Source organism: Pseudomonas sp. MF6747, from assembly GCF_963890955.1.
Taxonomy (GTDB): Bacteria; Pseudomonadota; Gammaproteobacteria; order Pseudomonadales; family Pseudomonadaceae; genus Aquipseudomonas.
Map to the genome: position 1 here is coordinate 1 of NZ_CAWPSZ010000022.1, position 21,943 is coordinate 21,943.

Consider the following 21,943-nt stretch of genomic DNA (forward strand, 5'->3'; position numbering starts at 1 on the left):
TCAAAGGTGGGAGCTGGCTTGCCTGCGAAAGCATCACCTCGGTACACCTGAAACACCGAGGTGTCTGCATCGCGGGCAAGCCCGCTCCCACAGGGGTTCAGCGTCGGGCTGAATGATGTTGATTGTCGCCGCACTCAAAGGTGGGAGCTGGCTTGCCTGCGAAAGCATCAGCTCGGTACACCTGAAACACCGAGGTGTCTGCATCGCGGGCAAGCCCGCTCCCACAGGGGTTTACGCGTCAGGCTGAGGTGATATTCGCACGCGCCGCGTGCAGCTTTTTGTAGCTGTCGATCAAGCGCAAATGCCGATCCAGCCCTTCCAGCTTCATGCTGGTCGGCGTCAAGCCATAGAAACGCAGCGTGCCGTTGACCGAGCCGATCACCGCGTCCATGCGCTCATTGCCGAACATGCGGCGGAAGTTGGCCTCGTAATCCGCGAGTTCCAGGTCCTCGTCCAGGTGCATCTCCAACACCGCGTTCACCGCCTGATAGAACAGGCCGCGATCAGCAGTGTTGTCGTTGTACTGCAGGAACATCTCCACGCACTCTTTCGCCTCCTCATATTGCTGCAAGGCGAGGTAGATCAGCAGCTTCAACTCCAGAATGGTCAGTTGGCCCCACGCGGTGTTGTCGTCGAACTCGATGCCGATCAAGGTGGTGATGTCGGTGTAATCGTCCAGCTCGCTTTCCACCAGACGCTCAGCCAGCGCTTTGAGCTCGTCATCGTTGAGGCTGTGCAGGTTGAGGATGTCGGCCCGGAAAAACAGCGCCTTGTTGGTGTTGTCCCAGATCAGGTCATCCACCGGGTAAATTTCCGAGTAGTCCGGTACAAGGATGCGGCAGGCGGTTGCGCCTAGGTGTTCGTACACCGCCATGTAGGACTCTTTGCCCATGCCTTCGAGGATGCCAAACAGGGTCGCGGCTTCCTGGGCATTCGAGTCTTCGCCCTGGCCCGAGAAATCCCACTCAACGAACTCGTAGTCTGACTGGGCACTGAAGAAGCGCCACGAGACCACGCCGCTGGAGTCGATAAAATGCTCGACGAAGTTGTTCGGTTCGGTCACCGCGTGGCCTTCAAAGGTCGGCTGCGGCAGGTCGTTCAAGCCTTCGAAGCTGCGGCCCTGAAGCAATTCGGTGAGGCTGCGTTCCAGCGCCACTTCCAGGCTTGGGTGGGCGCCGAACGAGGCGAATACGCCGCCGGTGCGCGGGTTCATCAAGGTCACGCACATCACCGGGAATTCACCGCCCAGGGACGCGTCCTTGACCAGCACCGGGAAGCCCTGGGCTTCCAGACCTTGAATACCGGCAAGAATTCCCGGGTATTTGGCGAGCACTTCAGCCGGTACGTCCGGCAGGGCGAATTCGCCTTCGATGATTTCGCGCTTGACCGCGCGCTCGAAAATCTCCGACAGGCACTGCACCTGGGCTTCGGCCAGGGTATTGCCGGCGCTCATGCCGTTGCTGAGGTAGAGGTTTTCGATCAGGTTGGACGGGAAGTACACCACCTCGCCATCGGACTGGCGCACGAACGGCAGCGAAACAATGCCGCGTTCTTCATTGCCCGAGTTGGTGTCATACAGGTGCGAGCCGCGCAGTTCGCCATCGCGGTTGTAGATTTTCAGGCAGTAGGCGTCGAGGATTTCAGGCGGCAGCTCGTCTTTGCTGCCCGGCTGGAACCAGCGCTCATCCGGGTAGTGCACGAACGGCGCGTTGGCCAGTTCCTCACCCCAGAACTGGTCGTTGTAGAAGAAGTTGCAGTTGAGCCGCTCGATGAACTCGCCCAACGCCGACGCCAGTGCGCCCTCTTTGGTCGCGCCCTTGCCGTTGGTGAAGCACATCGGCGACTGAGCATCGCGGATATGCAGCGACCAGACGTTGGGCACGATATTGCGCCACGAGGCGATTTCAATCTTCATGCCCAGCCCCGCGAGGATGCCGGACATGTTGGCGATGGTCTGCTCCAGCGGCAGGTCCTTGCCAGCGATGTAGGTGCCCGTTTCAGAAGCAGCATTAGGCATCAGCAACGCCTGGGCATCGGCGTCGAGGTTGTCCACCTCTTCAATCACAAACTGGGGCCCTGCCTGCACGACTTTCTTGACGGTGCAACGGTCGATGGAGCGCAAAATGCCCTGGCGGTCCTTGTCGGAGATATCCGCCGGCAACTCGACCTGGATCTTGAAGATCTGGTTGTAGCGGTTTTCCGGGTCAACGATGTTGTTTTGCGACAGGCGAATATTTTCGGTGGGGATATTGCGCGTTTCGCAGTACAGCTTCACAAAGTACGCCGCACACAACGCCGACGAAGCCAGGAAGTAATCGAACGGACCCGGGGCCGAACCATCGCCTTTATAGCGAATGGGTTGGTCGGCAATCACCGTGAAGTCATCGAACTTGGCTTCAAGCCGAAGGTTGTCGAGAAAGTTGACCTTAATTTCCATGCGGGCACACCAGAACGAGCTAAACAAATTGGCCGCCATTATGAAGATTTTCGCCGGGAAGTCTCAGGGTTTTCCGAATTGGCTGCCGATCGGTGCTAACGTTCCAGCCAACCTCTCATTGAAGTTGTGCGCCCATGACCCTCACCGACAACCTCCTCGCCTTCACCTTCGCCGCCACTGTGCTGACGCTCACGCCCGGGCTCGACACCGCCTTGGTGCTGCGCACCGCTACGGTAGAAGGCAAGCGTCAGGCGCTGCACGCTGCCCTCGGCATCAACGCCGGTTGCCTGGTGTGGGGCGCGGCCGTGGCTTTTGGGCTGGGCGCGTTGATTGCAGTGTCGGAGGTGGCGTTCAACCTGCTCAAGTATTGCGGCGCCGCTTACCTGGCCTGGTTGGGCGTGCACATGCTGCTGCGCCCGCGCCGTTCACTGTCGTCGGCCAACGCTGACGCCAGGCCCGGCGGCAACTGGTTTTTCAAGGGCATGCTGGGCAATGTGCTGAACCCTAAGGTGGGGATTTTTTACGTGTCGTTCCTGCCGCAGTTCATTCCCCAAGGCCATTCGTTGATTGCCTGGACGTTCGGCCTGGTGAGCATTCACGTGGTGTTGGGGCTGGCGTGGTCGTTGGCGTTGATTGGCGCCACCCGGCCACTGTCCGGCTTCCTGCGCCGAGAAAAGGTCATTCAGTGGATGGACCGCACCACGGGCCTGATCTTCTTTGTATTTGCCGCGCGCCTGGCCTTCAGCAAGCGCTGAGTTCAGGCTGTTTAGCCAACAACAGCCACGCCACCACCACCGACATCGTCACCGCCACGGCGCCTGCCAGGTACACCGACGCTACGTCGGTAGCACCGGCCAAGGCGCCGGCCAGCGGAGTGCTGATCCCTAACGCAATATCGAGGAAGGCCACATAGGCGCCCATGGCCAGTCCGCGCGTTTGCGGGGGCGCACGCTTGATCGCCTCGACACCAAACCCCGGGAACGCCAACGAATAACCGAAGCCGGTCAGCGCTGCGCCCACGTACGCCGTCAGCGGTGAGCCTGCGCCCCAGATCAACAACTGCCCCGCCGCTTCGATCAGTACACAGACCAAGGCGACGACTGCGCCACCGAGCTTGTCCGGCAGGTGCCCGAAGAAGATTCGCGCGCCAATAAATGCAAGGCCAAACGCGGTGAAGGCGAACGACGCGTTGCCCCAGTCCTTGGACGCAAACAGCAGCGCGATAAACGCTGTGATCAGCCCAAAACCGATGCTGGAAAACGCCAGCCCCAGGCCCGGCAACCACACTGTGCCCAGTACTTTGTAAAACGAGGTGCGCCGCTGGCTGGTGGGCGCAACGCCCTTGGCCCCCGCGACGATAGCCAGCGCGCACAGCGGCAACAGCAGGGTCGCGATACTGATTCCACTGAACCCCCACTGGCTGTTGATTGCCACGCCCAACGGTGCACCCAGCGCAAATGCGGCATAGATCGCAATGCCGATCCAGGCCATGACCTTGCCGGCGTTTTGCGGCCCGACCAGGCCCATGCCCCAGCCCATCGAGCCGGTGATGATCAGGCTTTCACCCACGGCCAGCACCACGCGCCCGGCGAGCAGAACCCACACCGACAGCGCCGGTGTGTCGACAAACGCCAGCGACGCCAGGTACAGCACACCGGAACTGGCCGCCACCAGCATGCCAATCAACATCGCACGCTTGGGCCCACGCATGTCGGCAAAATTGCCGGCCCAGGCCCGTGACAGCAACGCCGCCGCGAACTGCGCGCCCACCACCACGCCGACCACCAGGGTGCTCATGCCCAGGGTGTGGTTCAGGTGCAGCGCCAGCACCGGCAACTGCAGGCCGATGATCAGGAAACCGACGAACACCGCCAGCGTGATCGGCAGCATTTTGAGCAAGACAGGTTGAGTCATGAAAACCTTCCGTCAGAGGGTGAAGTAGTCGGCTTGATCAAGGTCTGTGAGCAAGTCCGGGCCGCTGGGAGCCCAGCCCAGCAGGTCGCGGGTGCGCGCGCTGGAAACGGCCATGTCGGCCCCGGCCATCATCGCGAACCAACCAAAATGCTCACGCGGCCGGGATTGCACCGGCACACCCAGGCGGCGCCCGATGACCTCAGCGATGGCTTTGAAGGGCACGGCCTCGTCCGCAACCGCGTGGTACACGGCTTGGCTGACGCCCTCCTCCAGCGCCAGGCGGTAGACCCGCGCCGCGTCGGTGCGGTACACGCCGGACCAGCAATTCTCGCCGTCGCCGATATAGGCCGACACGCCCGTCTGCCGTGCCAGGCGAATCAAAATCGGCAGAAAACCATGGTCGCCTACCCCGTGCACCGATGGCGCCAGTCGCACGGTTGCCGCCCGTATGCCACGCTCGGCCAACAGGCGCGCGGCGGGTTCGGATTGGCGCGGGGCGCCAGCGTTCGGTAAGTCACTCTCGAGCGCGCCGCGCGCCAGGCCAGACAAACCCGAGGTCACGATCAGCGGCGTATCCGAACCTTTGAGCACACTTTCCAGCGCCTCGATCACGCGACGGTCCTGTGCGCAGTTTTCGATGAACCGTGTGAAGTCATGATTGAACGCGGTATGGATGACCGCATCTGCGCTCCAGGCCGCACGGCGCAAAACGTCCAGGTCATCCAGACAGCCGCGCAGCACTTTCGCGCCGGTGGCCGCCAGTGCCTGGGCCTTTTCATCGCTGCGGGCCAAACCGGTGACCCGGTAGCCGGCGCCGATCAGATCCTTGACCACTTCGCAGCCAACCCAGCCGGTGGCTCCCGTGACAAATACATGCATGAGGTGACTCCTGTTAGCGCAAGCGGATCGAGAGTTCGATGTCATCGGCAAAGGGCACGGACAGGTAGCCGTTCGCAGGCTCGCGCACGTGCGCCAGGTAATGCGGGCAATAGTCGGTATTGTCGGCTATCACCAGCGCGCCGGGCCGCAGGTGTTTTTCCACCCGGTGCAGCACGTCGCCATACAGGCTCTTGGCGCCATCGAGCAGCAGCAGATCGACCGCTTCCGGCAGGTCTGTGGCCAACGTCACCAAGGCGTCGCCCTCACGGATTTCGATCAGGTCGCTGACGCCGCCCTGAATGAAATGCTCGCGTGCCAGGGCGATCTTCGAGGGCTCGAATTCGCTGCCAATCAGCACGCCGCCACCGTTGTCGCGCAACGCGGCGGCCAGGAACAAGGTAGAAAGGCCAAACGACGTCCCAAACTCCACGATAGCCCGCGCCTTAGTGCTGCGCGCCAACAGGTACAACAAGGTGCCGGTGTCGCGAGAGACCGGCAGCCACAGGTCTTTGAGCATCATGTAGAGCGCGAGGTAGTCGGTTTTGCTGTGCATCAGACGGTCGCGTTCTTCACGCGAAACGCTGTTGATGAGAGGGCTGGTGGCCGCATTGGCTTGTGCGTACAGGCGTTCGATCAAGGGCGCCATTGGCGCGGAGGTCAGGGTCGACATGATTGATTTCCGTGAGGTTGGGACTAAGATGCGACTAATTCGTCGCATTAAAAGTATGCGAGTGATTCGTCGCATTCGCTATTCGCGTTAGCCCCGCCGCTGGAGCCCTTGATGACAACCCGCCAGACCGCCCGTATTTCCTCACGCAAACAGCCACAACAGGCGCGTTCCACCGAGCTGGTGGCGGCGATCCTGCAAGCAGCTATTCAGGTTTTGGCCAAGGAAGGCGCGACGCGTTTCACCACCGCACGCGTGGCGGAAAAAGCCGGCGTGAGTGTCGGTTCGGTGTACCAGTACTTCCCCAACAAGGCGGCCATCCTGTTCCGACTGCAGAGCGATGAGTGGCAGCAGACCACGCAGATGCTGCGCGACATTCTGGATAAAACCGACGTTGCGCCGCTTGAGCGCCTGCGCACCCTGGTGCATGCGTTTATTCATTCCGAATGCGAGGAAGCGCAGATGCGCGTAGCGCTGAACGACGCCGCGCCGCTGTATCGCGATGCGCCCGAAGCCGTGGAAGTGCGCGCGGCAGGTCAGCGCGCCTTTGAGACGTTCATGCTTGAATTGCTACCCGATGTGCCTGCTGAACGCCGAGCACTGGCCTGCGATTTGATCCTGACCACGCTCAGCTCGGTGGGTAAGGATTTTTCCGGCAGCCCACGTACGGCGGCGGAAATAGCTGTTTACGCCGATGGAATGGCTGATATGTTTCGCGCCTATGTAAACGCACTGAATCTGCTGTAAAGCACTTATCTCCAGCAAAGGAATGCCCATGGACTTCTTCAAGAAGTTGTTCGGTATTGCCAAAAAACCTGACGCCGAAGCGGCCCTGTCCGCGCCGACTGAACCTGTTGAGCCGGTTGAAACAGCAGCAGATGCAGCCAATATCGCCGCGCGCCTTGCCAGCGGCGATTGCCTGGACCGTCACTGGCAGACCGTGGGTCGCGTGGAACAGGACGTGCTGACGTACATGATCAGCCCAAGCTTTACCGGCGGTCCTCATTGGCCCTCCACCCGCCAGGCGTACCGCGTGGTGCGCCGTGATGAATCCATCGTCCTCGCCACCGAAGGCCTGTCCGACCCCTTCGACGATGCAGAAGGGCTGGGCAATGGGTTTGAGATGGAATTGTTCCTGGAAACACCGGATATCCCCGACGACGCCCGTGGCGAGCCGGGTGATGTCGACCCTTTGCGTCGCAGTTGGGCGTTCGAGCTGCTCGAACACGTCGCCAAGACCGTGGCTAACGCGGGCGGCATTACCCACCAGTTGGACAATCACGGCGTACTGTCTTTGGAACTGCCAGGGTTCAGCCTGTCACATCAGATGAGCGATCAAGTGCCCACGCTGTTCGTCACCGAAGACGACGCCGCCGGTGTGCTGCTCGGTGGGCCCGAACCAGACTTCCCTACCCGCCTTGAAGACATGCCGCTATCGCCGGTGCGACTGGTGCCGGTGGTGTTGATTACCGCGTCGGAGCTTGAGTATGTGCGTGCAGGTGGGCGTGCGGCTCGAGAGGACCTGGTGGCGCGTTTGAACGCCGCCGGCGTAGGGCATACCAGCACCTTGTATCGCCAAAGCGTGGTATGAGGGAGCGTTGCGCCGCCGCGACGATTGTTTAACGAAGCCATAACTGAAGGTACACAAACGGCGATTTAACGCACCTGCGCGTGGTGGGAGCATCGGCAACCATGATTTCGCTATTGCGTGTGTTCCCTCGCCACCTGCACCCTTGCTTTCCGAAGGCGCGTGCGCGTCCCTGCGAAAACCCGCTGTTCAATATCATCCTGGCCTTCTGGGCGCTGTGGCATTGCCGTCATGCGCGTCCGCCCGATGCACGCCTCTGATCAAGTCGAAACGCCTCGCCGGCATTCATTTTTTCAGAAGGATCATTCCATGACCGCAGCCCTGCGCCCTGTCATCGGTGCTGCCCAGCGCAGCGCCTCGTATTACACCGCCAGCCTCAACGACGCTACCCAGTACCCGACCCTGCAAGGCCAGGTCAGCGTTGACGTGGTGATTATCGGCGGCGGCTTCACCGGCGTTGCCAGTGCCGTCGAGCTGGCTGAACGCGGGCTCAAGGTTGCGATTGTCGAAGCCAACCGGATCGGCTGGGGCGCCAGCGGGCGCAATGGTGGGCAAGTCACCGGCAGCCTGTCGGGCGATGAGGCCATGCGCGAGCAAATGCGCAACCGCCTGGGCACGCAGGTGGACGACTTCATCTGGCACCTGCGCTGGCGTGGTCACGAGATCATCGAGCAACGCGTGAACACCTACGCCATTGACTGCGACCTCAAGCACGGCCACTTGCACGCGGCGATGAAGCCCTCGCACCTGAGCGAACTGCGTGCTTTCCACGACCAGGCACAACGGCGCGGCATGGGCGATCAGGTCAGTCTGCTCGATCAGGCCGCTATGCGTGAGCATCTGGACAGCCCGTTGTACCTCGGCGCGCTGAAAAACACGCGCAACCTGCACGTGCATCCGCTGAACCTATGCCTGGGCGAAGCCCGCGCGGCGCACAGCCTGGGCGCCTTGATTTATGAGAATTCCGCGGTGCTGGAAATCGTGCATGGCGACCGGCCTGCCGTGATCACCGCCCTTGGCCGCATCGACGCGCGCCAGGTGCTGCTGGCCGGCGACGTGTACCACAGGCTCGAACCCAAACAGCTCAAGGGCAAAATCTTCCCGGCCATGGGCGGCATTGTCACGACCGCGCCGCTGGGCGCGCTGGCGCAGCAGATCAACCCACAGGACCTGGCGGTGTACGACTGCCGGTTCGTGCTCGATTACTACCGCCTGACGGGCGATGGGCGCTTGCTGTTCGGTGGCGGCGCAAACTATTCCGGGCGCGACTCACGCGACATTGCCGCAGAGCTGCGCCCATGCATCGAGCGTACGTTTCCCGCACTGAGGGGGGTAGACATCGAGTTCCAGTGGAGTTGTGCGATGGGCATTGTGATCAATCGCATCCCGCAGCTGGGCAAGCTTTCAGAGCATGTCTGGTACTGCCAGGGCTACTCGGGGCATGGCATCGCCACCAGCCACATCATGGGCGAGATCATGGCCGAAGCGCTGACCGGCACGCTGGAAAAGTACGACACCTTTGCCGGCTGCAAACACATCAAGGTGCCGCTGGGCGATGTGTTCGGCAACCCGATGCTGGCGGTGGGCATGTGGTACTACCAGATGCTCGAGAAGCTGCGCTGACCCACTCAGGGTTGAGCGGGTTGCTTGCGGGACATGCCGGTGAAGAACATGGCATTGTCCGGCGCCGAGTTGTGCTCGATCACCGCGAAATTTTTCACCAGTTGAATGTGGTACGGGCCGTTTGAAGGGGGTGCCAACGGCTCACGCACGATGATCAGGTTCTCGGTTTCCATTGGCCCCGTGTAGCCGCGCGGCATGCTGGAGTTTTCGCCGAACTCGGTGGGCGGGACTTCTTCCTGGGTGTAGGCGCTCAGCCGTACCCGCTCGCCGTTGCGCATTTTCCAGCGGGTAGAACGGGTCCAGCAACAATCGCGGTCCACTTGGGAGAGCAAAATGCCCTCTGAGGGACTGAGCGAGAACATGCCGCTGCTGGTCTCCCAGGCCAGCTTGGTCAAGGGCGCGTTGATTACCCAACGCTGGGTTTGCGGGTCTTGCAGGTAAACATCGAACATCGGTTTGTAGCGCTGGATGGGATCGTTGCCATTGCGAATCGCCAGGTCCTGGCGACCGTCCTGGTCGAAGTCGGCGAAATACAGCAGGCTGAACGGCCCAAGCAGCCCATTGTCGGTCTTGCCATGTTGGTCCACCGGCACATTGGCGGCCGGCGAGTGCAACTGGTGGGGGGCCGTTTCAGGCGCCCTTACTGGGCGATACCCACCACGTCATTGCACACCGGCTACCGGCTTCAAAGCCGTGGGCGTACTCGTCGGCCAGGATATCTGCCAGGCGCTTGTCCCCTTGCTGCTGGAAACCCAGGCGGCTGTAAAACGGCGCGTTCCACGGCACATGCTTGAACGTCGTCAGTGTCACCGCACGCAGTGGATAGGAACGCGCACAGTCCATCGCCGTTTCCACCAGTTTGCGCCCCCATCCCTGGCCTTGTATGGATTGCGCGACGGACACCTCATGAATATGCAAAGCATCGCCCTGGCGTTCTGCGCTGAGGAAACCCTGTGGCTGGGCGTCAGCATCGACGACCACCCAACAGGTCGATAGTCCGATCAGTTGGCGATGGCGTTCAACGCTCACCGTGGGGGTGTCTGCCAGCCAGCTCAAGCCATCGATATGACGGAATACGTGAGCGGCGCTCAGCTCAACGCTGGGCAATAGCGGCGCGTCATCGGCAAGCGCCAGGCGAATGTGTACAGGCATGAGTTCTCACGTCCTAGGCTGGCAGGTGAATCAGGGCTGTTTGCGGTACATGCCCGTGAAGTAGTCCGGGCTGTCCGGCGCCGAGTTATGTTCGATCACCGCGAAGTTTTTCACCAGTTGGATGTGGTACGGGCCAACGCGCTGCGACGCCAGCGGCTCGTGCACGATGATCAGGTTCTCGGTTTCCATCGGCACCGTATAGCGCGCCGTCGCGATCGCCTTCGCGCTCGCGGTGTCTTTCAGGGTGAGGGTGATTTCCGCCAGTTCCCTGCCCTGGGCATCGCGCTCGGGCAGGATTTTCAGGTCGAGGTCGCCGTCGCGGTCCAGGAAGTCACTGCGCATCTGGTAGTGGCCGCTGCGCTGGTCACGCGCGACTTCGTCGAGTTTGGTGTAGTCCGGTTCCTGGTACTCATCGTGCAATTGGATCGCCAATTCGCGGTCGTCGCCCCTGGCGCCGCTGACCCAGGTGCCGCCATAGTCTGTGGAGATCCGCCAGATGCCGGTTTGATGGCCGTCGTCGGTGTATTCATGCAGGTTGAGAAAAGGCTCACCGTCATAGTCTGCTCTCGAACCAATCAATTTGATCGGCGCACCGCTGCCACTCTTGGTGTATCGCAACTCACCAATCACCACCGCGCCCTGGTCCTGGTACCAGATTTCGACCGGGATCTTGCCGTTGAGCGTGCCGACCAACCGGCGTGCATCTTCGTTGACGGGGCCTTCCAGCCTCGGGGTTTCCAGCCATTGGCCGGCCTTCCATTCGCCGGTGGTACGCAGCATATAGCCGCGGGGCATGCTGGAGTTCTGGCCAAATTCGGTGGGCGGGACCTCTTCCTGTGTATACGAACTCAGCTGCACCAACTGACCGTCGCGCATTTGCCACTGCGCCGAGCGCGTCCAGCAGCAACCACGATCTGTTTGCGAATGGATAACGCCGTCCTGCGCGTTGACCGAAAACATCCCGCCGGAGGTTGCGTTAGCCAACTCGGTCAGCGGCTCATTCAGCACCCATTGGGTTTTCTGCGGGTCTTGCAGGTACACATCGTAGTTGTACTGGAAACCTTCATCGGCGCCGTTGCCATTGCGGATCGCCAGGTCCTGGCGGCCATCAGCGTTGATGTCGGCAAAGTACAGCAAGCCGTACTGCCCAACCAAATGATCCGGGTCGGTTTTGCCGTTGCGCAGCGGTACGTTTCCGGCCGGGGTCTGCAACTGCTGGAGGACTTCGAGGGTGTTTTTGTCGCGCACGGTGATCAGTGCCGGTGCCGGTTGATCCAGCGCTTCGGGCACTTCGGGGAATAGCACTTCGACCAGGTAGTTACCGCTGGGGTCGTTGACCGAGAACGAGCGTGGTTCGGCCATGACCGGCAACGCGAGGGTCATGGAAAGGATCACACCGCAACGTAGCGCGCGCATCCAGAGCATCCTTGCTGAAATGGGGGCCCGCAGTGTAAAGGCAAACAGCGACGGGTTCGAACAAATCCCTGTTGGCGTGCCTGCAATCGCTGGTATGTTCGCTCCAGATCAGCAAAAGGATGTGCCATGGAACCGTTAGCGACGAACGCAGCATTGGTAATCATCGACATGCAACAGGGCATGAACCATCCCAAGCTTGGGCGCCGCAACAATCCAGAGGCTGAGTTGCACATGCAGCAGCTTCTGGGCGCCTGGCGGCAGTCACAACGCCCGGTCGTGCATGTCCGGCATATGTCGCGCACGCCTGGCTCGGTGTTTTGGCCAGGCCAGCCGGGCTGTGAATTCCAGGAAGCGCTGGCGCCGCTCACGCATGAGCACGTGCTGGAGAAAAACGCGCCGGATGCGTTCGCGGTCACCGGCCTGGAGCGCTGGCTGCAGATACGCGCGATCAGGCAGTTGGTGATCGTCGGCGTGATCACCAACAACTCCGTCGAGTCTACGGCGCGGTCCGCCGGCAACCTGGGTTTTGACGTGATCGTGGCGGCAGACGCTTGCTATACGTTTGATCAAACCGACTTGTCGGGGCGGCTCTGGCCTGCCGAGGATGTGCATGCGCTGTCGCTGAGTAACCTGGCGATGGACTACGCCCGGGTCATGGACACACTCGATATCCTTGCCGCGGCTTAAGCGGCAAAAATGCCCGCGTTGACCAGCATTTCAATCAGTCCCTGGGGCCATACCGTGTCCTCGGTCGATCGCAACGCCTGAGCGGACCACCAGCGATGGTCCGCCATCACCTGCGTCTCTTGCGGCGTCCACTCTGCCCTGGAAAGCGCTTCGCTCGCGACGTGAACGATAAAGTAGTGCTCAATCGCCAATACCGTTTCACCGCTGGGCAGCATCAACTCAAAGCTGTTTTGTGCCACTGGCGCTTCAACAGTGCTGAGCACAATGCCTGTCTCTTCGCGCAGTTCGCGCAGAGCTGCCGCGTGGAAGGTTTCGCCCTCCTCGACGCCGCCGCCGGGCGTGGCCCAGTAATCCCTACCGGCCAGGGCGCCGTCTTTATGCACAAACCTGAACAGCAGCACTTCATCCGCCGGGTTTATAACCAACAATCGTGACGCCTTACGCTCGCGCATTCGCTTTATTCCTTGCTTGAAATCGGGTGCTGATGGGCTTGCAGATAGGCCCGTAACAGCAGTGTGGTCTGCTGCTCTAGTCCTGCTTCGAACGCAGGCGATGCGTTGCCTTCGAGCAGGGTCCGTACCGGGCCGACGATAGCGCTCAGGGAAATCCCGGCGGTCAGGATCGGGTCTTCAAAATGCGCATCCGGCGCCGTCTCCAGCATGGCGGCGATCACCGCCACCATGCGCGTGTTGATGCGCGCGACCAATTCGGCACCGCCCCGCTCGCCCGCAATGGCATACAACGCCTTGGAAACGCCCTGGTCGCGCAACTTGGCGGTGACCAACGCGCTGACCAGGCCGCACGCCATTTCCGCCACCGGCCTGCCTTGGTGCCGGTCGCACGCCAACTCAACCGCTTCGGCCACCCACTCGAGGTGTTTTTGCAGTACGGCGGCAAGCAGCGCGTCGCGGTTGGGGTAGTACTGGTAGAGACTGCCCACCGACATGCCAGCGCGCTCAGCCACTCGGGTGGTGGTGCAGCGGATCAAGCCCTGCTGGGTCAAAACCTGAAGCGTTGCGGTGTGCAGTGCCTCGACGGTGGCGACTGAGCGCGCCTGAACCGCTGATTTTCTTGGCTTTAAGGTGGCTTTGACGGTGCTCATGGAATGCGAATTCCAAAATCTGAAGGATCCTTCATATTAGAGCCTTACTCAGATGAAGCAAGGGTGATGGCTATGACGGGCTTGGCAAACAGCGGCACCTTCACATTGGGCGACCGCCAAGTGAACCGCATCGGTTACGGCGCGATGCAATTGGCAGGCCCCGGCGTATTCGGCCCGCCCAAGGATCGAGCGGCCGCGCTGGCCGTACTGCGCGAGGCCGTCGAAGCCGGCGTGAACCACATCGACACCAGCGACTTCTACGGGCCGCATATCACCAATCAGCTGATTCGCGAGGCGCTGCACCCTTACCGCGATGACCTCACCCTCGTCACCAAAATCGGTGCCCGCCGTGACAGCGAAGGTGGCTGGCATGCCGCGCCTTCGAGGGAAGCGCTGATACAGGCCGTGCATGACAACCTGCGCAACCTGGGCCTGGATGTACTGGACGTGGTCAATTTCCGCGCGTCCCACAACCTGATGGGCCCCGGCGAGGGCTCGAACGAAGCGCCATTGACTGCGCTGGCAGAACTGCAACAGCAAGGCCTGGTGCGCCATATCGGCATCAGCAACGTGACGCCGACGCAGGTGGCCGAGGCGCGCAACATCGTCAAGTTCGTGTGCGTGCAGAACCTGTACAACATCGCGCATCAACACGATAACGCCCTGATCGACGAGCTGGCACAGCAAGGCATTGCCTACGTGCCGTTCTTCCCGCTGGGCGGTTTCACACCGGTACAGTCATCGACACTGACGCGTGTTGCACAGCGCCTAGGTGTGACGCCCAAGCAGCTGGCGCTGGCGTGGCTGCTGCGTCGCTCACCGAACATTTTGCTGATTCCCGGCACCTCGTCGGTGGCGCACTTGCATGAAAACCTGGCGGTGGGCGAACTGGTATTGACCGATGAGACTGTCGCTGAGCTGAATGCCATCGCGCACTGAACCTCACGCTATGTGGGCACCCCGTCATCGAGCCGGCGTGCCCTTTCGCCAAGTCTTTCGACCAGCCTGACCAAATAACCGTCCGGGTCCTGCACGAGAAACTCACGCTGCCCGACCTCGACCTCACCGGCCCTGTACCAGACATCCTTGCAGGGTTTGAACACGGGATACGCCACAGCATCGAGCCGCTCAATGAGCGGACCAACCGCCGCCACATCAATCTGCAGATTCATACCGCGCCCCAGCGGCAGGTCCAATGCCGCCGTTTGCCACTGATTGGCGCGCGGGTCGATTTGCTCGAGCATCACCTGCGCGCCGTTGAGGTCAAGGTAGGCAAAGCCTTCTTCCAAACGCTGGTAAGCCACCGTGAAGCCAACCCATGACACCCAGAATTCGAGGCTGGCATTCAGGTCAGTGACCATCAATTCCGGGACCAGCTTATTTCTTTGCATCATCATCCTGCGTCCAGTGTGGAGGTCAGCAATTGCGCGAGCTTCTTGCGCAGGTCACCGTGCTGCTCTTCAGCGTAAGGCGGTGCCGTTTTCCAGTCGTAGAACCATGCGGGCATCGTGCGCTTGTCGTCCGGCTCCGTGGCGTAGCGAGGGAAAATATGGCTGTGCAACTGCGGTTCCGAGTTTCCCAGAATCTCGTAATTGATGCGCAACGCACCGGTGGCGGCCAACAGGGCATCGCCGATGCGCACCATGTCGAGCAGGTAGGCAGCGCGGGCGTTGGCGTCCAGGTCATTGAGGCTGGCGACCACGGGATCGGGCAGCAGCAGGCAGTAACCGGGCAAAAACTGTACGTCGCCCATGACCGCCCAACCCGAGGCCATGCGGCAGATAACCTTGTCATTGGCACCCTTGCGGGCCAGTTCTACGCGGTGTGAAATCAGCGGCATGCATTGTCCTTAATGACGCAGGCAAGAAAGTGACAGGCTATGTGAACCGGGCGCATCCATGCAAACATAGGCCGGGCTGACGCTGTTAGCCCAGCAACCGAACGGGTGCACGCCCTGCCGACTGACGAGTGACTCCGATAAACATTGCAGCGCAGCCAACGTGGAATAGCCCGATGCGAATGACCTGTCTGCATACCGCTTCCAGCAATATCAAGGTCTTCGATGCCGCCGCAGACAAGCTGGGGATCGCGCCCAATGTTCTGCATCATGAAGTGCGCGCAGACCTGCTCGCCGCCGCCGAACAGGCCGGTGGCCTGACCGTGGACATTGCCAGCGCAACCGCCTCGGCACTGCGCCTGCTCGCGCTTGAGGCCGACGCCGTGGTGCTCACCTGCTCGACCTTGGGCCCGGTGGTCGACGGGCTTTCACCAAGCACAGCCATTTTACGTACTGACCAGGCACTGGCCTTCGCGGCGGTTCAGGCAGGCGGCAACATCGCCGTCCTGTGCGCCGTGGAAACGACACTGGAACCCACCGCTCGCCTGTTCCGGCAGGCCGCGCAACTCACCCGCGCGTCGGTGGATGTGCAATGGGTGCCAGGCGCGTGGGCGCTGTTTAAGGCAGGCGATCTGGACGGCTACCTGGCCGTCATCGCGGACGCGGCTAATCGCGCCTATACGAACGGCGCGTCCACCGTTGCACTGGCCCAAGCCTCCATGAGTGGCGCCGCCGCACGGGTCACCGCAGGGCCGCCGCCCCTCACCAGCCCGACGGCAGGCCTGAGTGCCGCCCTGCAAATCCTCCTCAAGGGTCGATGACGGGCGGCAGTTAGCAGGCCTTTTCCAGCAGCACCGGCGATAGCCCGACCTGCAACAAGTAAGCCTCCAGCGATTGGAGGCTGCCCGATGAAACAATCGCACCGACATAGCCATCGGGACGCACCAGCACCCACTCGCCAGGCGCCAGTTCGTAAGCGTCTTGAAACTGCCCTTGCTCATCGATTACCTCACCGTGTGCATCAATGAGGTGGATATGCAGCCCGGCCCGAGGCGACACCAAGCCGGGTGCAACGCCGTATCCCAACAGCGTCCAATGCGCGCCCTTGAACAGATCAAACAGGCGCAGTGATTGCCCGCCGGCGCCACGCAGTCGCGCATCCGGCGCACGGTTGCCGACGCGTTCGGCGTGCCCCAGCGCGAGTGACGATTGCGGGTAACCGAGGTCGAGTTGATGCACGTCCCTGCCCCGGCGCATGTCGCCGCGTTGCATGCCCTGGAGCAACTGGGTCGACAAGCCCAGCACCGAAGCGGCTATCGGGCGCCGCTCTTGTTCGTAAGTGTCGAGCAGCGTTTCAGGTGCACCGTTGGCCACCGCCGCCAGTTTCCAGCCCAGGTTGTAGGCATCCTGCACGCTGGTGTTGAGCCCTTGACCGCCGGTGGGTGGATGAATGTGCGCAGCGTCGCCGACCAAAAATACCTGGCCGACGCGGTAGTGATCGGCCAAGCGGGCATTCATGCTGTAAGCCGACGCCCAGGACACGGCGTGCACCTGGATGTCATCGCGCCCGGTGCGTTTTGCGATGAATGCTGTCAGCCCCTGGGCGCTGAGGTCGACCTGAGCCTCGAGCGCGATTGGCGCCTGAATCTGGAACAGCTCGGTGCCGGCCAGAGGGCACACGGCGACCTGCCGCAGCAGGTCGCCTTCACCGAAGCGGTGCCAGCAGTCCCGCGTAAGCCCCGACAACTGCACATCGGCGACCAGCGCACGCACGCCCAGCGTCTTACCCGCAAACCCGATTTCAAGGGCGTGACGCACAAAACTGCGGCCGCCGTCGGCGCCCACCAACCAGCGCGCACGCACTGATTGCGTGCCTGCCGCGCTGGCCAGTTGTACGCTGACGCCCTCGTCATCTTGTTCGAATGCCACCAACTCGCAGCCAAACTCCGGCCGATGACCGAGCTCGAGCAAGCGTTCGCGCATCACGCGTTCGGTCAGAAATTGCGGCACCATCAACGGTTGTTGATACGGCTCGGCCGCCGTCGAGGCGTTGCGCTCGATGGAATCGCCATCGGTGTAGCTGCCATCGTCGCGGTAGCGCCGCTCAGTCGGATAGACTCCACCCACGGCGAACAGGCGATCCAGAATCCCGAGGTCTTCGAAAATTTCCTGTGACCGCGGCTGGATGCCCTTGCCACGCGAGCCGTGAAAAGGCTCGGCATTTTTTTCGACCAGGCGGAACGTGATACCCCGTCGAGCCAAGTCGATCGCCAGGGTCAGACCGGCCGCGCCGGCACCGCAAATCACTACATCGACAGCGCATCGCTCGTTCATACGGATCACCTATATGTGCAATACGCACATATTAAGACGGAGAGACACAGTGTCAACAAAAAGCGTGCAAAACGCACATATGAGCGCACAACTGCGTGACTTGCACGGCTCGCTCGTGGAGATCGTTGGGGTGATGAACCGCCCGCAGCGTGACGAAGCCATGGTGCGCGAGGCCGGGATTTCCCTGGACCGCGCGTTGTTTCCGCTGCTGGTGCTGGTTGAACGGCTGGGCCCGATTGGCGTGGTCGAACTGGCCGACCGCGTGGGCCGCGACTACACCACCGTGAGCCGCCAAGTGGCGAAACTGGAAAGCCTTGGCCTGATCCTGCGCCAGGAAAGTGCCGTGGACCGGCGTGTACGCGAGTCAGTCATCACCGAAAAGGGCAAGGCGATGACCGACCGCGTGGATGACGCCCGCGAGCGCATGGGTGTGTCGATCTTCTCGACCTGGGAGGAAGGCGATTTCGAAAACCTGGTACGCCTGATGCGCAAATTCGCCGAGGACATCAAGGACGATTCGATACGGGCAACCAAAGGTCTGCGCTGACAACCCTCGGGCAAGGTTCACCAGGGTAAGGTCACGCCGTGCCGATCCGTGAACGTCAGGCCGGACACACCGGCGTGCCCTTCCACGGTTTCCACCACCCGCGGGATGCTTTCGCCGATCTCGAGCAGCGCACCGGGGCCGCCCATTTGCGTGCGCACCCAGCCGGGCGCGACCAGCAGATAGGCCAGGGAGTCGCCCTGATGGCGGCTATAAAAGGTCTTCATCAACATGTTCAAGGCGGCCTTGCTGGCGCTGTACAACTCCCATTGGCCGCGGTTGCCTGCAACGCTGCCGAGTTCCGATGACATCACTGCCACGACGCCGTTGCGCTCGACATTGCCATGGAACAGCTCGACCGCGCGCATCGGGCTCAACGCATTGGTAAGCAGCATGTCGACAAAGTCCTGTTCGTCGACCTGCAGCGTGTTCAACTCATTGGCTTTGCAGATACCCGCATTGATAAACAGCGTGTTCAGGCGATAGGCCGCCAACCGGCCCTGCAGCGCACGCACCGACGCCAGGTCGGCGATGTCGACGTGCTCAAGGGTCAATTGCTTGGGGTAACAAATCTTCAGGTTCTCCAACGGCGCGCAATCGCTGCGGTACGTAGCAATGACGTGGTGACCGCGTGCGCAATATTCTTCGGCGAGGGCCAGGCCGAGCCCACGTGAAGCGCCGAGGATCAAACAGGTTTTGTGGGTCATGACAACGTTCCTTCACACTTGGCTGACAGGCCGGCAGTGAAGCATCGCGCTTGGCGCGCCTTCAATATCCCAACCGTCATGGGGCAAGTGCTGCCACGTCATCAATCGAATGGGCGTGTTCTGCCGCTCGCACCCACAGAACAAAAACTATTTTTGTTGTACACAAAATACCGCTAAAGATTTACCACCCAGGAGCCGAAACAAGCAGTGATAGCAAATCGCCGCCTCTCAAGCCGAGACGATGATTTGGCCGCCCTCCCTGCCGATGCTCGTCTCGATGAAAATAAAAAATAAGCTGGTACTCGCGTTCGTCTCCGTGGCCTTTATCCCGGTCAGCCTGGTCGCGCTGATCTGCGTGATGAACACACGAACCCAGGCGGTGGAGCAATTCATCGACGGCAGCACCCGCGAAATACGCCAGATCGATGGCAACATCCGGCAATTTTTCGAGGGCACACTGCAGAACGTCGATCAAATGTCCGCCGATCCTGTATACACTTCGGTGAACACGCTCAAGAATTATCAGCCTGCCAATGCCGCCAGCCAGCCGCTGCCGGCCCAGGCTCAGCAGGTCATTGTCCAATTCGCACGCTTTGGCGCCACCCACCCTTCGGCAGCGATTCTGTCCATCGGCCTGGAGGACGGCACCTACGCCAAATGGCCCGATGACCCGCAACTGTCCCAGTACGATCCGCGTACCCGCCCCTGGTACAAGGCCGCGATGGCCAGCCCCAACAAAACCGTGCGCACCCCTGCTTACTATTACGACAAGGATGACGTGGCCCTGGTGGGCACCGCGCGCGCGCTGCTGGACACCACCGGCAAGGCCAAGGGTGTGTTCGTGGTAAGTGTGTCGCTGAAGAACCTCACCGAGTTGCTCAAGAGCATCAAGCTGGGTGAAAGCGGCTACGTGATGCTGATCGAAGACGGCGTGGTGCTGGTCGACCCGCGCGATGCCGCGCACAACTTCAAGCCGCTCAAAGCGCTCGGCGCGCCTTATGCGCGCCTGGCCGAAACGATCCAGAGTTCCACCGAGGTGGTCATCGACGGCGTGCGCTACATGGCCAACGTCTGGACCTCGCCCGGCCTCGGCTGGCGCTATGTCGGGCTGATCGAATACAACGAGGTGATGGCGGCTGCCACGCGCATGACTTACCTCACCGCAGCCATTGTGGCGGTGCTGGTGTTGATCTTCGGGCTGATTGCAGCCGCGTTTTCCAAGGTGATCGTCAAGCCGATCGGCCAGGTCAGCACGGGTTTGCAGTCCATTGCCCAAGGCGAAGGCGATCTACGCCATGAATTGCAGGTGCAGGGCAAGGATGAAACCGCCGAACTGGCTGGCTGGTTCAACAAGTTTCTCGCTGCTATCCGTCAGCTGATCCAGCATATCGGCGCGGCCTCGACCAACTTGCAGGACGCCTCACGGGGCAACAGCCAGGTGGCGCACAACATGAACGAAGCCGCTGGGCGCCAGCGCGAGGCGGTGGAACTGGTATCCACCGCGTTCAACGAAATGGTCGCCACCGCCAACGAGGTCGCGCGCTCCTGCAGCGGCGCGGCAGAGTCGGCCGAGAACGGCCATCGCCGCGTGGCCGAGGGCAAGCAGCAGATCGAAGTCACCACCGATAACGTCAACCGCCTGGGCCGCCGCCTCACCGAGTCGTCCCAGGCGATGGTCGAGTTGGAAGCCGGCAGCCGCAGCATCAACCAGATCCTCGGCACCATTCGCGCCATCGCCGAACAGACCAACCTGCTGGCGCTCAACGCGGCGATTGAAGCCGCCCGCGCCGGTGATCAAGGCCGTGGGTTTGCCGTGGTGGCCGATGAAGTGCGTGCGCTGGCCAAGCGCACCTCGGACTCCACTGGCGAGATCGAGCAACTGCTCGGCACCCTGGGCAGCAAGACCTTGGAAGTCACGCAAAAGATGAGCAGTTGCCTGGACCTGTCACGCGCCAGCGTGTCGTCGATTGAAAATGCGCGAGACAGTTTTGAAGGCATTCAGCTGTCGGTGAATGAAATCCGCGACCAGAACCTGCAGATTTCCGCCGCCGCCGAGGAGCAACACAGCGTCGCCGAAGAGATCAACCGGCACATCCAGCAGATCTATGACGAGGCGCGACTGGTCGAAAGCCTGGCTCATTCAGCCCAGGACGATTCGGGGCGATTGGCAGGTTTGTCGGATGAGCTGAACGCCTTGGTGGGACGCTTCAAGTCCTAAAGCGTGCGACTTTGGAAGTCTGCAATCTGCCGCCACATCGCCGCCGGATTGGAATACATCGGAAAGTGCCCGCACTGGGCAATCGGCGCCAGGCGCACGCCATTGGCCTGGATGTGCGGCAAGTAGGACAGCGTGGCGTTCTGCTCGCCGTACATGAACATCGTCGGACACGGCAGCCCGAGGAACTTGCCCATCAGGTCGGCGTGGTCAGACAGCTCGACCATCGACGCGAAGATCCCGCGCACTGCGCCGGCTCGGACTCTATGGCGCAGGCTCGCCGAATACAGCGCGCTGGCATACGCCGGTGCCTGGCGCGTGCGGTGGATGAAAGCGCTGAAAAACGCATCGGGATCATCGGCCGGGAAATCGACGATTTGCCGGCTGAGGAAACAATCCTCGGGGGCGATATTGCCTTCGATGTCGGTGAAGCTCAGTACCCGCTCCGGAAAACGATGCGCAAGCAGCAATGCGGTCAAACCGCCCATCGAGTGGCCCACCAGATGGAAGCGCTCGACATCGAAATGCTCCAGCACCTGCAAAGCCGTCTCCAGCAGGAAGGGAATGCAAATCTTCGACAGATCGGCGCACTCGCTTTCACCGCAACCGGGCGCGTCAAAAGCGACAACGGCATGCCCGTCGAACGCTGGGTGCAGGACGATATCGGCGTAGTCTTCCTTGGTCGAACCAAACCCATGCAAAAACACAATGGGCGCGCGCGTGCCACTGCGATACAGCGCAGCGATGCTCAACGCAACGCCGTCTACCGTCAGCGGCACAGCGGTGTGGACAAACGACATGGTGGGCACTCCCTCAACAGACAGGCGGCGCATTTGAAGAC

Annotated in this window: 23 protein-coding genes and 1 pseudogene; 10 read left to right on the forward strand and 14 right to left on the reverse strand. The window is 61.5% G+C overall.

Annotated features, from left to right (window positions below; genetic code table 11):
* Positions 1-238 precede the first annotated feature (238 nt).
* Positions 239-2,437, reverse strand: coding sequence for an OsmC domain/YcaO domain-containing protein (locus AACW30_RS18670; RefSeq protein WP_200625595.1), 2,199 nt, complete (start codon positions 2,435-2,437; stop codon positions 239-241).
* Positions 2,438-2,571: 134 nt separating this feature from the next.
* Here AACW30_RS18670 and AACW30_RS18675 point away from each other — a divergent pair, with 134 nt between their 5' ends.
* Positions 2,572-3,192: a LysE family translocator gene (locus tag AACW30_RS18675; RefSeq protein WP_200625596.1), complete on the forward strand. Its 621-nt coding sequence runs from the start codon at positions 2,572-2,574 to the stop codon at positions 3,190-3,192.
* Here AACW30_RS18675 and AACW30_RS18680 read toward each other — a convergent pair.
* Genes AACW30_RS18680 through AACW30_RS18690 form a run of 3 tightly spaced genes read right to left on the reverse strand, consistent with a single transcriptional unit; the run spans position 3,179 to position 5,900 of the window.
* Positions 3,179-4,351: an arabinose transporter gene (locus AACW30_RS18680; RefSeq protein ID WP_200625597.1), complete on the reverse strand. Its 1,173-nt coding sequence runs from the start codon at positions 4,349-4,351 to the stop codon at positions 3,179-3,181. The genes AACW30_RS18675 and AACW30_RS18680 overlap by 14 nt on opposite strands.
* Positions 4,352-4,363: 12 nt before the next feature.
* Positions 4,364-5,230 (reverse strand): SDR family oxidoreductase, encoded by an 867-nt coding sequence (locus tag AACW30_RS18685; protein ID WP_200625598.1) that lies wholly within the window; start codon positions 5,228-5,230, stop codon positions 4,364-4,366.
* A 13-nt stretch (positions 5,231-5,243) separates the two neighbouring features.
* Positions 5,244-5,900 carry an O-methyltransferase gene (locus AACW30_RS18690; RefSeq protein ID WP_200625599.1) on the reverse strand — a complete coding sequence of 219 codons (657 nt, stop codon included), beginning with the start codon at positions 5,898-5,900 and terminating at the stop codon, positions 5,244-5,246.
* A 111-nt stretch (positions 5,901-6,011) separates the two neighbouring features.
* Here AACW30_RS18690 and AACW30_RS18695 point away from each other — a divergent pair, with 111 nt between their 5' ends.
* The 3 genes from AACW30_RS18695 (at position 6,012) to AACW30_RS18705 (ending at position 9,108) form a co-directional block, all read left to right on the forward strand.
* On the forward strand, positions 6,012-6,644 hold the full coding sequence (locus tag AACW30_RS18695; protein ID WP_124417641.1) for a TetR family transcriptional regulator: 633 nt from the start codon (positions 6,012-6,014) through the stop codon (positions 6,642-6,644).
* A 28-nt stretch (positions 6,645-6,672) separates the two neighbouring features.
* Positions 6,673-7,488, forward strand: coding sequence for a suppressor of fused domain protein (locus AACW30_RS18700; protein WP_200625600.1), 816 nt, complete (start codon positions 6,673-6,675; stop codon positions 7,486-7,488).
* A gap of 306 nt (positions 7,489-7,794) precedes the next feature.
* Entirely contained in the window at positions 7,795-9,108 is a 1,314-nt protein-coding gene (locus AACW30_RS18705) for an NAD(P)/FAD-dependent oxidoreductase (RefSeq protein WP_200625601.1), read from the forward strand.
* A gap of 5 nt (positions 9,109-9,113) precedes the next feature.
* Here AACW30_RS18705 and AACW30_RS18710 read toward each other — a convergent pair whose 3' ends face one another.
* Genes AACW30_RS18710 through AACW30_RS18720 form a run of 3 tightly spaced genes read right to left on the reverse strand, consistent with a single transcriptional unit; the run spans position 9,114 to position 11,676 of the window.
* Entirely contained in the window at positions 9,114-9,722 is a 609-nt protein-coding gene (locus AACW30_RS18710) for an XAC2610-related protein (RefSeq protein WP_200625602.1), read from the reverse strand.
* Positions 9,723-9,738: 16 nt separating this feature from the next.
* Positions 9,739-10,260, reverse strand: a complete 522-nt coding sequence (locus AACW30_RS18715; RefSeq protein WP_119740067.1) for a GNAT family N-acetyltransferase — start codon at positions 10,258-10,260, stop codon at positions 9,739-9,741.
* A 30-nt stretch (positions 10,261-10,290) separates the two neighbouring features.
* Positions 10,291-11,676, reverse strand: coding sequence for an XAC2610-related protein (locus tag AACW30_RS18720; RefSeq protein ID WP_200625603.1), 1,386 nt, complete (start codon positions 11,674-11,676; stop codon positions 10,291-10,293).
* Between the two features lie 126 nt (positions 11,677-11,802).
* On the opposite strand from AACW30_RS18720, the gene AACW30_RS18725 reads away from it, so the two are divergent.
* The gene (locus AACW30_RS18725) at positions 11,803-12,363 is read left to right on the forward strand and encodes a cysteine hydrolase family protein (protein WP_200625604.1); all 561 of its coding nucleotides are present in this window, start codon (positions 11,803-11,805) and stop codon (positions 12,361-12,363) included.
* Here AACW30_RS18725 and AACW30_RS18730 read toward each other — a convergent pair.
* Together AACW30_RS18730 and AACW30_RS18735 are read right to left on the reverse strand one after the other, a co-directional pair.
* A complete protein-coding gene (locus tag AACW30_RS18730) occupies positions 12,360-12,815 on the reverse strand; it encodes an NUDIX hydrolase (protein ID WP_200625605.1) in 456 nt (151 codons plus the stop codon). The two genes, AACW30_RS18725 and AACW30_RS18730, sit on opposite strands and share 4 nt — an antisense overlap.
* A gap of 5 nt (positions 12,816-12,820) precedes the next feature.
* Complete coding sequence (locus AACW30_RS18735; protein WP_106579019.1) at positions 12,821-13,465, reverse strand: TetR/AcrR family transcriptional regulator; 645 nt, start codon at positions 13,463-13,465, stop codon at positions 12,821-12,823.
* Between the two features lie 72 nt (positions 13,466-13,537).
* Here AACW30_RS18735 and AACW30_RS18740 point away from each other — a divergent pair, with 72 nt between their 5' ends.
* Positions 13,538-14,404, forward strand: coding sequence for an aldo/keto reductase family oxidoreductase (locus AACW30_RS18740; RefSeq protein ID WP_200625606.1), 867 nt, complete (start codon positions 13,538-13,540; stop codon positions 14,402-14,404).
* A gap of 8 nt (positions 14,405-14,412) precedes the next feature.
* Here the strand turns inward: AACW30_RS18740 and AACW30_RS18745 are convergent, their stop codons facing one another.
* Positions 14,413-14,859 (reverse strand): bleomycin resistance protein, encoded by a 447-nt coding sequence (locus AACW30_RS18745; protein WP_200625624.1) that lies wholly within the window; start codon positions 14,857-14,859, stop codon positions 14,413-14,415.
* Positions 14,859-15,305 carry an HIT family protein gene (locus tag AACW30_RS18750; protein WP_200625607.1) on the reverse strand — a complete coding sequence of 149 codons (447 nt, stop codon included), beginning with the start codon at positions 15,303-15,305 and terminating at the stop codon, positions 14,859-14,861. Before AACW30_RS18750 ends, AACW30_RS18745 begins: the two co-directional genes overlap by 1 nt.
* A 173-nt stretch (positions 15,306-15,478) precedes the next feature.
* On the opposite strand from AACW30_RS18750, the gene AACW30_RS18755 reads away from it, so the two are divergent.
* Complete coding sequence (locus AACW30_RS18755) at positions 15,479-16,123, forward strand: aspartate/glutamate racemase family protein (protein ID WP_200625608.1); 645 nt, start codon at positions 15,479-15,481, stop codon at positions 16,121-16,123.
* Positions 16,124-16,133: 10 nt separating this feature from the next.
* Here the strand turns inward: AACW30_RS18755 and AACW30_RS18760 are convergent, their stop codons facing one another.
* Positions 16,134-17,636: an FAD-dependent oxidoreductase gene (locus AACW30_RS18760; protein ID WP_200625609.1), complete on the reverse strand. Its 1,503-nt coding sequence runs from the start codon at positions 17,634-17,636 to the stop codon at positions 16,134-16,136.
* Between the two features lie 79 nt (positions 17,637-17,715).
* On the opposite strand from AACW30_RS18760, the gene AACW30_RS18765 reads away from it, so the two are divergent.
* Complete coding sequence (locus AACW30_RS18765; protein ID WP_145161118.1) at positions 17,716-18,183, forward strand: MarR family winged helix-turn-helix transcriptional regulator; 468 nt, start codon at positions 17,716-17,718, stop codon at positions 18,181-18,183.
* Between the two features lie 17 nt (positions 18,184-18,200).
* On the opposite strand, the gene AACW30_RS18770 is transcribed toward AACW30_RS18765, so the two are convergent.
* Positions 18,201-18,887 (reverse strand): SDR family NAD(P)-dependent oxidoreductase, encoded by a 687-nt coding sequence (locus AACW30_RS18770; protein ID WP_200625610.1) that lies wholly within the window; start codon positions 18,885-18,887, stop codon positions 18,201-18,203.
* A 358-nt stretch (positions 18,888-19,245) separates the two neighbouring features.
* On the opposite strand from AACW30_RS18770, the pseudogene AACW30_RS31585 reads away from it, so the two are divergent.
* Positions 19,246-20,250: pseudogene (locus tag AACW30_RS31585) on the forward strand (cache domain-containing protein); the annotation flags it as partial.
* 87 nt (positions 20,251-20,337) lie between these two features.
* On the forward strand, positions 20,338-21,105 hold the full coding sequence (locus tag AACW30_RS31590; protein ID WP_442793552.1) for a methyl-accepting chemotaxis protein: 768 nt from the start codon (positions 20,338-20,340) through the stop codon (positions 21,103-21,105).
* Here the strand turns inward: AACW30_RS31590 and AACW30_RS18780 are convergent.
* A complete protein-coding gene (locus AACW30_RS18780) occupies positions 21,102-21,902 on the reverse strand; it encodes an alpha/beta fold hydrolase (protein ID WP_200625612.1) in 801 nt (266 codons plus the stop codon). The two genes, AACW30_RS31590 and AACW30_RS18780, sit on opposite strands and share 4 nt — an antisense overlap.
* Positions 21,903-21,943: the final 41 nt, after the last annotated feature.

What these genes read in the sequence shown, in the direction of transcription:
- AACW30_RS31590 (WP_442793552.1), top strand. Translation starts at nt 20,338, where the DNA reads ATGAACGAAGCCGCTGGGCGCCAGCGCGAGGCGGTGGAACTGGTATCC.
- AACW30_RS18670 (WP_200625595.1), bottom strand. Translation starts at nt 2,437, where the DNA reads ATGGAAATTAAGGTCAACTTTCTCGACAACCTTCGGCTTGAAGCCAAG.
- AACW30_RS18765 (WP_145161118.1), top strand. Translation starts at nt 17,716, where the DNA reads ATGAGCGCACAACTGCGTGACTTGCACGGCTCGCTCGTGGAGATCGTT.
- AACW30_RS18780 (WP_200625612.1), bottom strand. Translation starts at nt 21,902, where the DNA reads ATGTCGTTTGTCCACACCGCTGTGCCGCTGACGGTAGACGGCGTTGCG.
- AACW30_RS18720 (WP_200625603.1), bottom strand. Translation starts at nt 11,676, where the DNA reads ATGCGCGCGCTACGTTGCGGTGTGATCCTTTCCATGACCCTCGCGTTG.
- AACW30_RS18750 (WP_200625607.1), bottom strand. Translation starts at nt 15,305, where the DNA reads ATGCCGCTGATTTCACACCGCGTAGAACTGGCCCGCAAGGGTGCCAAT.
- AACW30_RS18690 (WP_200625599.1), bottom strand. Translation starts at nt 5,900, where the DNA reads ATGTCGACCCTGACCTCCGCGCCAATGGCGCCCTTGATCGAACGCCTG.
- AACW30_RS18675 (WP_200625596.1), top strand. Translation starts at nt 2,572, where the DNA reads ATGACCCTCACCGACAACCTCCTCGCCTTCACCTTCGCCGCCACTGTG.
- AACW30_RS18725 (WP_200625604.1), top strand. Translation starts at nt 11,803, where the DNA reads ATGGAACCGTTAGCGACGAACGCAGCATTGGTAATCATCGACATGCAA.
- AACW30_RS18735 (WP_106579019.1), bottom strand. Translation starts at nt 13,465, where the DNA reads ATGAGCACCGTCAAAGCCACCTTAAAGCCAAGAAAATCAGCGGTTCAG.
- AACW30_RS18695 (WP_124417641.1), top strand. Translation starts at nt 6,012, where the DNA reads ATGACAACCCGCCAGACCGCCCGTATTTCCTCACGCAAACAGCCACAA.
- AACW30_RS18755 (WP_200625608.1), top strand. Translation starts at nt 15,479, where the DNA reads ATGCGAATGACCTGTCTGCATACCGCTTCCAGCAATATCAAGGTCTTC.
- AACW30_RS18715 (WP_119740067.1), bottom strand. Translation starts at nt 10,260, where the DNA reads ATGCCTGTACACATTCGCCTGGCGCTTGCCGATGACGCGCCGCTATTG.
- AACW30_RS18705 (WP_200625601.1), top strand. Translation starts at nt 7,795, where the DNA reads ATGACCGCAGCCCTGCGCCCTGTCATCGGTGCTGCCCAGCGCAGCGCC.
- AACW30_RS18685 (WP_200625598.1), bottom strand. Translation starts at nt 5,230, where the DNA reads ATGCATGTATTTGTCACGGGAGCCACCGGCTGGGTTGGCTGCGAAGTG.
- AACW30_RS18740 (WP_200625606.1), top strand. Translation starts at nt 13,538, where the DNA reads ATGACGGGCTTGGCAAACAGCGGCACCTTCACATTGGGCGACCGCCAA.
- AACW30_RS18700 (WP_200625600.1), top strand. Translation starts at nt 6,673, where the DNA reads ATGGACTTCTTCAAGAAGTTGTTCGGTATTGCCAAAAAACCTGACGCC.
- AACW30_RS18760 (WP_200625609.1), bottom strand. Translation starts at nt 17,636, where the DNA reads ATGAACGAGCGATGCGCTGTCGATGTAGTGATTTGCGGTGCCGGCGCG.
- AACW30_RS18770 (WP_200625610.1), bottom strand. Translation starts at nt 18,887, where the DNA reads ATGACCCACAAAACCTGTTTGATCCTCGGCGCTTCACGTGGGCTCGGC.
- AACW30_RS18730 (WP_200625605.1), bottom strand. Translation starts at nt 12,815, where the DNA reads ATGCGCGAGCGTAAGGCGTCACGATTGTTGGTTATAAACCCGGCGGAT.
- AACW30_RS18680 (WP_200625597.1), bottom strand. Translation starts at nt 4,351, where the DNA reads ATGACTCAACCTGTCTTGCTCAAAATGCTGCCGATCACGCTGGCGGTG.
- AACW30_RS18745 (WP_200625624.1), bottom strand. Translation starts at nt 14,859, where the DNA reads ATGATGCAAAGAAATAAGCTGGTCCCGGAATTGATGGTCACTGACCTG.